This window comes from Clostridium sp. NSJ-49 (assembly GCF_014287725.1).
Classification (GTDB): domain Bacteria; phylum Bacillota; class Clostridia; order Clostridiales; family Clostridiaceae; genus Clostridium; species Clostridium disporicum_B.
Window position 1 is genome coordinate 17,917 of record NZ_JACOOP010000009.1, and the last position, 12,429, is coordinate 30,345.

At 29.7% G+C, this 12,429-nt stretch carries 13 protein-coding genes; all 13 read right to left on the reverse strand.

The features are described from left to right. Positions 1 to 3: 3 nt before the first annotated feature. On the reverse strand, positions 4 to 2,634 hold the full coding sequence (gene ppdK / locus H8S10_RS04695; protein ID WP_186838079.1) for a pyruvate, phosphate dikinase: 2,631 nt from the start codon (positions 2,632 to 2,634) through the stop codon (positions 4 to 6). Positions 2,635 to 2,774: 140 nt separating this feature from the next. Further along, the gene (locus H8S10_RS04700) at positions 2,775 to 3,413 is read right to left on the reverse strand and encodes a helix-turn-helix transcriptional regulator (RefSeq protein WP_055267452.1); all 639 of its coding nucleotides are present in this window, start codon (positions 3,411 to 3,413) and stop codon (positions 2,775 to 2,777) included. Between the two features lie 180 nt (positions 3,414 to 3,593). Further along, positions 3,594 to 4,226 carry a DUF4342 domain-containing protein gene (locus tag H8S10_RS04705; RefSeq protein WP_055267450.1) on the reverse strand — a complete coding sequence of 211 codons (633 nt, stop codon included), beginning with the start codon at positions 4,224 to 4,226 and terminating at the stop codon, positions 3,594 to 3,596. A gap of 8 nt (positions 4,227 to 4,234) precedes the next feature. After that, positions 4,235 to 4,984, reverse strand: coding sequence for a DNA repair protein RecO (gene recO, locus H8S10_RS04710; protein ID WP_186838080.1), 750 nt, complete (start codon positions 4,982 to 4,984; stop codon positions 4,235 to 4,237). 6 nt (positions 4,985 to 4,990) lie between these two features. Further along, a complete protein-coding gene (era, locus tag H8S10_RS04715; protein WP_055267446.1) occupies positions 4,991 to 5,881 on the reverse strand; it encodes a GTPase Era in 891 nt (296 codons plus the stop codon). 10 nt (positions 5,882 to 5,891) lie between these two features. After that, positions 5,892 to 6,293, reverse strand: coding sequence for a cytidine deaminase (locus tag H8S10_RS04720; protein WP_055267444.1), 402 nt, complete (start codon positions 6,291 to 6,293; stop codon positions 5,892 to 5,894). 143 nt (positions 6,294 to 6,436) lie between these two features. Further along, positions 6,437 to 7,138, reverse strand: coding sequence for a diacylglycerol kinase (locus tag H8S10_RS04725; protein ID WP_055267442.1), 702 nt, complete (start codon positions 7,136 to 7,138; stop codon positions 6,437 to 6,439). A gap of 17 nt (positions 7,139 to 7,155) precedes the next feature. After that, on the reverse strand, positions 7,156 to 7,656 hold the full coding sequence (ybeY, locus tag H8S10_RS04730) for an rRNA maturation RNase YbeY (protein ID WP_186838081.1): 501 nt from the start codon (positions 7,654 to 7,656) through the stop codon (positions 7,156 to 7,158). 68 nt (positions 7,657 to 7,724) lie between these two features. Further along, on the reverse strand, positions 7,725 to 9,794 hold the full coding sequence (locus H8S10_RS04735; protein WP_186838082.1) for an HDIG domain-containing metalloprotein: 2,070 nt from the start codon (positions 9,792 to 9,794) through the stop codon (positions 7,725 to 7,727). A 27-nt stretch (positions 9,795 to 9,821) separates the two neighbouring features. Beyond that, on the reverse strand, positions 9,822 to 10,961 hold the full coding sequence (gene yqfD, locus H8S10_RS04740) for a sporulation protein YqfD (protein ID WP_186838083.1): 1,140 nt from the start codon (positions 10,959 to 10,961) through the stop codon (positions 9,822 to 9,824). Between the two features lie 5 nt (positions 10,962 to 10,966). Beyond that, positions 10,967 to 11,245 carry a sporulation protein YqfC gene (gene yqfC, locus H8S10_RS04745; RefSeq protein ID WP_055267434.1) on the reverse strand — a complete coding sequence of 93 codons (279 nt, stop codon included), beginning with the start codon at positions 11,243 to 11,245 and terminating at the stop codon, positions 10,967 to 10,969. Between the two features lie 503 nt (positions 11,246 to 11,748). Next, positions 11,749 to 11,925, reverse strand: coding sequence for a 30S ribosomal protein S21 (gene rpsU, locus H8S10_RS04750; RefSeq protein WP_055267432.1), 177 nt, complete (start codon positions 11,923 to 11,925; stop codon positions 11,749 to 11,751). Positions 11,926 to 12,039: 114 nt separating this feature from the next. After that, on the reverse strand, positions 12,040 to 12,384 hold the full coding sequence (locus H8S10_RS04755; RefSeq protein WP_186838084.1) for a histidine triad nucleotide-binding protein: 345 nt from the start codon (positions 12,382 to 12,384) through the stop codon (positions 12,040 to 12,042). Positions 12,385 to 12,429: the final 45 nt, after the last annotated feature.

Consider the following 12,429-nt stretch of genomic DNA (forward strand, 5'->3'; position numbering starts at 1 on the left):
TAACTATCTTGGATTTTTAACTTGAGCTTGTGCTGCAGCAAGTCTAGCAACTGGCACTCTGAATGGTGAACAAGATACGTAGTTTAATCCTACATTGTGGCAGAATTCTATTGAAGATGGATCTCCACCGTGTTCTCCACAAATACCAAGTTTAATATTTGGTCTTGTTGATTTTCCTTTTTCTACTGCTATTTTAACTAATTGTCCAACACCATTTTGGTCTAATTTAGCAAATGGATCTTGCTCATATACTTTTCTTTCATAATAGTCATTTAAGAACTTAGCAGCATCATCTCTTGAGAATCCAAATGTCATTTGAGTTAAGTCATTTGTACCAAATGAGAAGAATTCTGCTTCTTTAGCAATTTCATCTGCTGTTACAGCTGCTCTTGGGATTTCTATCATAGTACCTACTAGGTATTCAAGCTTAACTCCCTTTTCTTCCATAACAGTTTCAGCTGTTCTAACAACTATATCCTTAACGAATTTTAATTCCTTAACATCTCCAACAAGTGGGATCATTATTTCTGGAACAATATTATATCCTTTATTATTCTTAACTTCAATAGCAGCCTCTATTACAGCTCTAGTTTGCATTTCAGCTATTTCAGGATAAGATACAGCTAATCTACAACCTCTATGCCCCATCATTGGGTTAAACTCATGTAAGCTTTCAACTGTAGCTTTTAAATCTTCAAAAGTTAATCCCATAGTCTTAGAAAGTTCTGCGATTTCCTCATCTGTATGAGGTAAGAATTCATGTAGTGGTGGATCTAAGAATCTAATTGTTGCTGGCATTCCTTCTAATGCTTCATAGATTCCTATAAAGTCTTCTCTTTGCATTGGAAGTAATTTTTCAAGAGCAACTCTTCTTTCTTCTTCATTCTTAGCTACTATCATTTCTCTCATAGCCATTATTCTATCTTCAGCAAAGAACATATGCTCTGTTCTACAAAGACCTATACCTTCAGCTCCAAACTCAACTGCTTGCTTAGTATCTCTTGGAGTATCAGCATTAGTTCTTACTTTTAATGTTCTTATTTCATCTGCCCATCCCATGAATGTAGCAAAGTGTCCAGAAATTTCAGGAGTAACTGTATCAATAGCTTCTCCGTAAACATTTCCTGTTGAACCATCTATTGAAATGTAATCTTCAGCAGTATAAACTTTTCCGTTTACTTCTAAAGTTCTTGCTTCTTCATTAACCTTTAAAGCTCCACAACCAGCTACACAGCAAGTTCCCATACCTCTAGCAACAACTGCTGCATGAGAAGTCATTCCTCCTCTTACTGTTAAGATACCTTCAGCTGCTATCATACCTTCAATATCTTCTGGAGAAGTTTCAAGTCTTACTAAAACTACTTTTTCTCCTGCTGCAGCTCTTTCTTTAGCTTCTTCAGCAGTAAATGATATCTTACCACAAGCAGCTCCTGGAGATGCTGGAAGTCCTTTAGCTATAGGTGTAGATTTCTTTATTTCAGTAGTATCAAATGTTGGATGTAATAAAGAGTCTAATTGCTTAGGTTCTACCTTTAATATAGCTTGTTCCTTAGTTAACATACCTTCTTCAACTAAATCAACAGCTATCTTTAATGCAGCTTGAGCAGTTCTCTTACCATTTCTAGTTTGAAGGAAGTATAATTTACCTTCTTCTATAGTGAACTCCATATCTTGCATATCTCTGTAGTGGTTTTCTAATGTATGAACTATATCCATAAATTGTTTGTATATAGCTGGGTTTTGTTCTTCTAATTTAGCTATTGGAAGTGGTGTTCTTATCCCTGCAACAACATCTTCACCTTGTGCATTCATTAAGTATTCACCATATATTTCTTTTTCACCAGTAGCAGCATTTCTTGAGAATGCAACTCCTGTTCCTGAAGTTTCTCCCTTATTACCAAATACCATTTGTTGAACGTTTACCGCAGTTCCCCATTCTCCTGGAATGTCATTTAATCTTCTATAAACTATAGCTCTTGGGTTATCCCATGATCTAAACACTGCAGTAACAGCTTCTATTAATTGTTTTTTAGGATCTTGGATGAACTCTTCACCTTTTTCCTTTTTGTATAATTCTTTATATTTAACAACTAATTCTTTTAAATCATCTGCTGTTAAGTCAGTGTCAAAATGAACCCCTCTATCTTCTTTCATTTCATCAATAAGATTTTCAAATAATCTCTTTTCAACTCCCATAACAACATCTGAGAACATTTGAATAAATCTTCTATATGAATCATATGCAAATCTTGGATTATTAGTAAGTTTTGCCATAACTTCAACTGAAGTATCATTTAATCCAAGGTTTAATATTGTATCCATCATACCTGGCATAGAAACTCTAGCCCCTGATCTTACTGAAACTAACAATGGATTTTCTAAGCTACCAAACTCTTTCCCAGTAGTTTCTTCAAGCTTTTTAATATTTTCTTGTATTTCTTCTATTATTGCATCTGATATTTTCTTACCATCTTCATAATACTTGTTACAAGCTTCTGTTGTTACTATAAATCCTTGTGGCACTGGGATCCCTAGTTTGGTCATTTCTGCTAAATTTGCTCCTTTACCTCCAAGAAGGTTCTTCATTGTTTCATCGCCTTCACTGAAAAGGTAAACATACTTCTTTTTATCCATCTCAATACTCCTCCGTTCAATACAATTATAAATATATATACTATCGAAGCTCGGCTCCGTAGCTAACCCATTTTATAAATTTTATTGTTCTATACCATTTTTTATACCCGTTAATTTTTTATACCCGTTTTTTTATTACCCTAATTATTTTCTCCAAGTTTTACAAATAACTTTGTAATATTAGTCTTTGATATTTTACCCACAATTTTGTACTCGTCTTTTTCTTTTGAACTATCTTCAATTTTTTCTACTATTGGTATACTATCAATTTCATGTTCTATTATTTTCTTTGCTAATGAATATGCACTATCTTCTTGAAAACCATATATTATATTTGGCATTCTAGTCATAATAACTCCTACTGGAACCTTATGTATATCTGTTCCACCTATTGCAATTTTTAAGAAATCTTTTCTTGAAACAGCGCCTACTAAAACATCATTGTTTTCAACGAAAATTGTACCTATATCATTTAAAAATAAAAACACAATTGCATCATATACCGTTGTTGCTTCATTTACCGTAGCTGGTTTAGACATTATAGTTTCAGCTTTAATATTTGATAAATTATCTAATATATCACTATTTAACTTACGTCCTACATATACGTAACCAACCTTAGGTCTAGCATCTAATATCCCAATCATAGTTAAGATGGCTAAATCTGCCCTTAATGCTGCTCTAGTTACACCTAATTTACTTGCTAAAGCTTCACTTGTGACAGGCTGTCCTTCTTTAACTAATCTAATTATCTCTTCTTGTCTTGATGTTAATTTCACTTTACCCCTCTTTTCGACTTTTTAGGGAATATTCAGACAATTTAGATTTATTTGATATTTACAGTATAATTATAACATTTTATCAAATTTTGACTATACTTAATTTTCTGAAAAATCAGTCAAATTAGCTGATTATCCCCTATTTCTTCTATTTACTGGAACTATACCCCTGTTTATCTATTAATTGCTTCCTTTTTCTTCCTCTTCAAAATTTACAGTATACACAAATGTGTTATTATCGTTCTCTTTAGAAACTATATTCTTATCATATTTTTTTAATGCATCAATGTTAACTTCTGATACTTTTTCTTTAACTACATCCGCAATATCTGAAGCCTTATCTTTTGCATCATTAACTGCCTTAGATATATACTTATTCACCACTTCTACAGTTCCATCTGCTTTAGTTATTTCTATCGTTACTTTTGTTACTACAGCTGCAACAACTACAAAAGCCAAAATTGGTGGAATTATAACTGCAATAACAGCAGCTGCTATACCAGCATTAACAGGGACATCTACAATTGTATCTCCATCTTTTGATACTTTTATTCTTGATATATTCCCCTTATTTATTAAATCTTTAAGCCAAGCTTTAAGTTCAGCTATTGTTTCTGTATTGTTATTAACAGTACCACCAGTACTATTTTCAGCTCCAATACCATTTTCATATTTTTCTTTAGCCTTTTCTTCTAAAAGAATTATAGCATCTAAAACATCACCATTTGTAAGTTCTAAAGCGCTCTTAGCCTCTGCATAAGATACTCCAGTTCTTTCTTTAACTTTATCAACTTGTTCTAATGTTATTTCCATATTTCTCACTACTCCTTAATATAATTTAACATCTCTAAACTCTTAGGACGTTTTGAATAATTTGAATAAATTATATACGTTATAACTTTCTCAATCTGTTTTTTAACTTCATCCGTTAGATTTAATCTATAAACCTTATCCATTGGTGTATTGTTTAAAAATCTCAAAGCACTATATGCAGCTCTAGATATATAAATTCCACCTACTTTATTACATTCATCACATACTCCCCCAAAATTATTTAATGAGATATACGTAGATGAATTTATAGGTTTTTTACATATGCTACAGTTATCAAATACCAATCCATATCCTGTTGCTTTTAAAACTCTTAATTCAAAAGATCTTATTAAAAGTTCATAATCTAAAGCATCAGTATTTAATAAATATAGACATGTTATAAAATCTTTAAAAAGATTAAAATTTTGTTCTCCATCTTCTACACAAATGTCTATAAGCTCACATACGTAAGAAGAATATGTAAGCTTATCTAAATTATCTAATAATCCTTGAAAAGAATTTATAATTTTACCTTCTTGAAGATTATAGAGGTTTTTTCCCTGAAAAAGTGAATAATCAGCAAAGCAAAGAGGCAAAGTCATAGATAAGAATTTGCTTTTACTTTTCTTTGACCCTCTTGCTATAGCTGTAACTTTTCCGGCAGCCTCTGTATATATCCAAATAAGCTTATCATTTTCTCTATAATCCTGTGATTTCAAAACAACACCTTTAGTATTTAAAAGTGCCAATAAATCCACCCCTAATTATTTCATTTTCTTATATCCTAATTCCTTAAGTAAAAGATTATTATCTCTCCATTCTTTTCTTACTTTAACCCATATTTTTAAGTTAACTTTAGCACGTAAGAATCTCTCTATCTCATATCTTGAAGTTTCCCCAATTTTCTTTAAGCTAGTTCCGTTTTTTCCTATAATTATTCCTTTATGAGAATCTTTTTCACATATAAGATCTACTTCTATATGATATGTTCCATTTTCTTTTTGTTTCATCTGAATAACATCAACAGCTATTCCATGAGGCACTTCATCTCTAAGATTTCTTAAAGCCTTCTCTCTTACTATTTCAGATACTATAAATCTTTCTTGAACATCTGTTATCATGTCCTCTGGATAGTATTGAGGTCCTTCAGGCATATAATCTTTCATTAAGTTAACTAAAGTATCTACATTTTTACCCTTTAATGCTGAAATCGGAATTATTTCTTTAAAGTTATACTCTGCTGAATACATTTGTAGAGTCTTAGCCACCTTTTCATGACTATTTTCATCAACCTTATTAACAACTAAAAATACTGGTGCCTTTTGTTCTTTTAAAGCTTCTAAAATGAACTTATCTCCTCTTCCGATCTCTTCATCTGGATTTATTAAAAATAATACTAAATCTACTTCTTTAATAGATTCCTTTGCTGAATTAACCATAAATTCACCAAGCTTATGCTTTGGCTTATGTATTCCTGGTGTATCAACGAAAACTATTTGATAGTCCTCACCTGTTAATATAGTTTGAATATTATTTCTTGTAGTTTGGGGTTTATTTGATACTATTGATAATTTTTCCCCCATTATTTGATTTAGTAGTGTTGATTTCCCTACGTTTGGTCTACCAACTATTGTTACGAATCCTGATTTATACATTAATTTCCTCCTAACCATTTAAATCTTTCTTTGAAAAGATTCCTGGTAATATTTCATCAAATGTTTTTACTAAATAATCATTTTCATTTTTTATTATTATAACAGGTATAGATGTATCTACTACAAACTCAGCAATTACCTGTCTACATATACCACATGGATATGTATAAGCGTTTGTATCTCCAACTACAGCTATAGCCTTTATTTCTCTATTTCCTTCATACACACCTTTAAAAATTGCAGTTCTTTCTGCGCAATTAGTTCCACCAAAAGATGCATTCTCTATATTACATCCTGTATATATATTTCCATCTTCAAATAAAACTGCTGCTCCAACTTTAAAATTTGAATATGGGCAATATGCTTTTTCTCTTGCTTCTAATGCTTTTTTAACTATTTCTTTGTAATCCATATTTTCAGCCTCCATTCTTAAATAGTATATCACATTTAAATTTATTGTCTTCAAATATCATAAATTTTTTTAAATATTTTTTATTTCCATAACTGAATTAATGAACAAACTATTATGTCTAAATCAAAAATTTAGAGACTCACTTATAGTTTAAATATAGTGAATATAAAAAGCGTTAATAAAACACCCAAAAGTGCTCCTACAATAACCTCAAAAACTGTATGCACTTCTGAGTCAACTCTACTTTGAGCTGTTATAAAAGCCATTAAGTAAGCTAATATTATACATATTGGTTCTTCTGTAATTAATGAAATAGCAGTTGATAAAGAAAATGCTAAAGCACTATGCCCACTTGGCATTCCTCCCTTTAAAGGAGTTCCTTCTCCATATATAGCTTTTATTATAACAGTTGCTAAACTAACTATTACAAGAGCAATAAATATCATATATGGTTCTGAATTTTTCATTTTATGAATAACTCCATAAGATATTTCTTCGAATTTATCCCAAAATATAATATATCCAACTAAGACTGCATTTATAGCAGTTATCAACACTGCCCCTGCTGCAGTGTTTTTCGCAACTTTTGCTAATGGATGATAATAATTAGTATTTAAATCTATAGCTGCTTCAATAGCTGTATTTATCATCTCAGCCACAAATACACTTGTTATAGTTAAAGCTAAAATTAAAAATTCCACTTTTGATAAATCAACAAAAAAACATGCTAATAAAACTATAACCGCTCCAATAGTGTGTATCTTCATATTTCTTTGAGTTCTTATAGCATAAATTATACCATTTATAGCATGATTAAAACTCTCCAACAACTTTCTCACTCCCATAATTCTCACCCTTTTAATTATCTCTTTATATCTAACCCATTTAATATTTCCTCTTCTCTAGTTCTCATTATCTTCTTTTCATCTTCTTCCATATGATCATAACCAAGTAGATGTAATATAGAGTGTACAACTAAATAGCATACTTCTCTTTTAAATGAGTGATTATATTCTATACTTTGTTCCATAGCTCTCTCTAACGACAATACCATATCACCTAAAACTAACTCATCTCCATCCATATACATAACATCAAACTTCTTATCTTTATATACGTCCTTAAAAAATTTGCCTTTTGGATAATCTAGCATAGGAAAAGATAATACATCTGTAGCTTTATCTATATTTCTAGTTTCTTTGTTAATTTCTCTAATCTTTTCGTTGTTCACAAATAATAATGAGATTTGACACTTTTGTTTTACCTCCTCTTTTTCTAAAGCATAAATACAAACCTCTTCTAGTTCCCTTATAAATTCTTCTGTAACCTCTATTTGATTTTGTCTATTATCTGTATATAACATATTTTTCTCCTTTAATTCAAAATTTATTTTAATAAAATGGGAAGGTAAAAACCTCCCCGAATATATTGTTATTTTTCTTTTGGATATTCTACCCTTTGATGATAAACACCAATTAAAACTTTCAAGAAACATTTCTTTATATTTTCTATATCTCTTAAAGTTAAATCAGAATCTATTAATTGATCTGATTGTAATTTATCTTTAAAGATATTATTGACCATTTCCTCAATTTTCTCTTTAGTAGGCATAGGAATCGATCTAACAGCAGCCTCAACACTATCAGCTAACATTATTATTGCTGCTTCTTTAGTTGATGGAATTGGTCCACTATATCTAAAGTCTTCTTCTTTTATTTCATCAGGATTATCAGAGGAATTCTTTAAAGTATAATAAAAATACTTAACTAGTGTTGTACCATGATGCTGTATAATTATATCTTGAATAACTTCTGGTAATTTATACTCTTTTGCTAATTCCAATCCGTCTTTAGCATGAGAAATGATAATTTGAGTACTCAAAGTTGGCTTTATTCTATTATGCGGATTTTCTCTTCCCATAAGATTTTCTCCAAAGAATATAGGCCTCTTAAGCTTACCAATATCATGATAATACGATCCAATTCTCGCTAAGATAGGATTTGCATCAACAGCCTCTGCTGCTACTTCAGCTAAATTTGCAACCATTAAGCTATGATTATAAGTCCCTGGAGCTTCCATTAACAACCTTTTTAATAATGGACTATTTGGATTTGATAACTCAAGCAATTTCATATTAGTGACTATCTTAAAAGCACTCTCTAGAAAAGGTGTAAAGCCTATGGCAAATATACCCGATAATAATGCACCTAAAATAGAAAAAGTAACTTCAGACACAATCATCTTAAAATTATTTGATACTAATAACCCTGTAGCTAATGTAACTATTGCAGAAGCTATAACCATATATAAAGTCGCTTGCAAAACTTCATTTCTACCATTTACCTTTTTTATCGATGTGCAAGCAACTATTATATTAACTATCCCTAAAATAATCACTTGTGGATTAAAACCTGTAATAATTGCTATGAAAACTAAGTTCAATGTATTTAATACAACTGATAGCTTATAATCTAATAATAAAGTCATAATTAAAGCAGTACATCCTATTGGAATTACAAAAGGTGAAACAAAATTTAATGACCTCGCCATAATTATAGATACTATATTTAAAATAACAATCATAAATACTACTTTAGTATTTAATAAAAGGCTTAATCTTTCCTTCTTCATATATAGATATTGAAGTTCTAATGTTAATAATACGAGTACAGCTAAAACTATATAAATGAATAAGTATCCTTTATCTACTCCATCGCCTAAAATACCAAGCTCTGTTAATATTTCAATTTGAGATTGAGTTATTGGCTCTCCCTCTTTTACAACTATTTGATTTTTTTTGATATACTCTTTTGGTGCTAATTTTAGAGCTTCAGTAATTTTTTCATCAGTTTTATCTTTATCGAATACCCAGTTAGGTTTTATTTGAGAATACGCCATGTCTTTTAATATATTCTTCAAGTTTTCATCTAACTCAGATACATCTATTATATCATTAGCAATATTTTTAGCATCATCAATAGTTTTTGCCTCTATATCTTCATCATTTTCATCTTTAATATTATTTTCATAAACCTTTTCTAAAGCACTCAATAATATCCATTGCATCTCTGTAGCTTTTTCATTAGTTATCGATAATAATGTCTTATAATTATTATCAGTTAACGTAAAACTATCTAATTTTTTCAAAGTTTCTATCTTTTCTTTTTCAGATGCTTCACTACTTTTTAAATTTATTAATTTAGTAAAAAATGTTGTTACATTTTTACTCGCTTCAATTTTTACTTCACCTTTTAATGAATATACCTTCTCAACACCTTCTATTATCTCATTTTCTTTAGCTTTAGTCGCCTCTTGATTAATTATGTCTCTCGGTGCTTTTATATCTACTTCCGCTATATCTCCAGCCTTCAAATCATATTTATTTGGAGCAACAGCTGTAAGCATTATAAAATAAGTTATTATAAAAACCATAGTAAACAAAAAACTTCTACACCATTTTTCCTTAGAATCTCCAAAACCTTTTTCATCCAACTTTTTCATGTGCTCACCTTCTCATCCCATTATATGTTAATATTGTACAGGAATATCGTTCACTATATTTTTTTCTACTACAAAAACTACTTTTATAGTTAAATTCCCATCACTATCTAGTTGCTTCTTTACAATCTTATCTACTACTTTAGAATCTCTAGTAAGGTCTTTTTTCAATGATTCTTCTAAACTTTCTATAGCTATTTTTTCGGCTTCTTCTTCAGTAATATCTACTTCTTTTTCTATTCTCTCATAATATACCACTTCATTAAATATTTTTCCACTCTTTTCTATTCTATCATACTCTTTAAAGTCTTTTATAGCCTTCTTTAAATATATTTTTTTTCCAAATATACTAATGTAATATTCTGTTTCTCTTTCTCCACTTCTTTCAAGCTTTGTGCCAGTTAATTTTAACTGCATTGTTTTTTCATAAAAAGTATTAGCTATAACAATCCCCCTAGGTGCAATAATATATTCTTGCCCTTCTTTACCATCTATGCCTTCTATTAATACATCTCCCTTTTTAACCATTTGTTCCTGTTTAACTGCTGATCTTCCAGCATAGGTATATACCTTAACTACTTCTCCATCCTCGGTAGCAACTAGATTTCCATATTGCCCATTCCATTCTGTAGGAGGATTTATTTTTTCTTCTATGGTTACATTCAAAGTAGATCCCTCTACTCTTACTCTAAGCCAAAGTATCTCACTATTGGCATTTTCCAACTTCTTTTCTATATCTTCAACAACTATATCACTTTTGGCCATTCCTGGCTTTATCCCTATTTCTTTTAGTTGCTGTCTTATTTCAAATGGTGATATGTTTTCTTGTACATTTATATCTATTGCCCAAACATAATTAGATAATAAAAATATTACCACTAAAAATAACATCAACCCAACCACTAAAGAAATTTTACCTCTCATATTTCTAAACCAAAATATGAATCCCCTTCTTTTTACTATACTAATTTTGCCACCAAGAGTTTGTATAACTTCACAAACTTCTTCATAATTAATATAATCTATATCTAATCTTATAGTAGAAATATTTTTCTTATTTATTTTATATATGTTTATATTTCTATTCCAAAATATGTTCAAAATCCTATCCGGATTTAGAAGTTTTATCTCTACCGTTATTCTCCCTGCTCTAATATTATTCATCCCCATACTAATCACTCCTCATAAGATATTGAAGCAAACTTTCCACTAATAGTTATTGTTGATGTTGCTATATATAATATTTCAAAACCTTCTCCTTTTATAGATATTGGCCCTAACTTACTATTTACCCTTATCTCATCTTCATTAAAAGTTAATATGCCTTTATGATTTTCTATAGTAACTTCTTCTTTACCTATAACTATTATCTTGGGTACATCTAATACAACATCTTTTGGAAGATCTAACTTTTCAATTAGTATAGTTCTTTTTTTATTTAACTTTTCCCCCATTTTATTTCCTCCTAATTAAAGTCTCTCAATGTACTTTATGATAAAGTAAGGAATAAAATCACAAAATAATAAAAAAAGAACTCAATTTACATTGAGTTCTTTTTCATTATCTTAATAGTTATAATTTCTAACTTATAAGTCTTCAAATCTACTTTGCATTAAAATAATTGGCATAACTGATAAAATAAGTTAACCTATATTTTTAATGTGATTATCCCTTTATCTGTAGCTGTGTTTATACAATTTATAAATTCTATTTATTTAATTGCTGAGGAAGGTAACTTATAAAGATTTAAATATTATAAATCTTTTATAATTCAGTTATCAAATTAAATTCAATAAATACCTTTTATTTTTGCTAAAACCTAGAAATCTATAAAAAACAACCTGGTATTACTATTTTCATTTCATTAATAACATAGCAGATTTTTCACAACTATATTCTTGATATAGTTATTTAATTCATATAGTTATTATCTAATTAATAACATTACAAATGAATACTACTTAAACTTTCTCTTTCTTGCAGCTTCAGATTTTTTCTTTCTCTTTACGCTTGGTTTTTCGTAGTGTTCTCTCTTTCTTACTTCTGAAAGAACTCCAGCTCTAGCGCACTTTCTCTTAAATCTTTTTAAAGCACTTTCTAGTGTTTCATTTTCTCCAACTTTAATTTCTGACATCTATTATCCCTCCCTCCGCTAGCTCAAATTAATTTTTAACTCAGCTACGGGCTTAATAACACACGCTATATTATATAATATTTAGACTTAAACTGTCAATAATAAATAACTTTTCTAGCCTGGTGGCCATTGCAATCCTCTTCCAGCAAGAATATGGAAATGCATATGTCCTACTGTTTGACCTCCATCTTCACCACAGTTATTTACTATTCTATAGCCACTCTTATCAATTCCAAGCTCTCTTGTTATTTTATTAATTACAAGGAAAATATGTGCAACAATTTCACAATTTTTTTCATTTATTTCATTTGCACTTACTATATGCTCCTTCGGAATTACTAAAAAATGAACTGGTGCTTCTGGACTTATATCATAAAAAGCTAAAACCTTATCATCTTCATATATTTTCTTAGATGGAATTTCACCTTTTATTATTTTACAAAAAATACAATCCTCCATAAATTCACCTCCTTTTATTAGTTATAAATAACAAATGATAAGTTA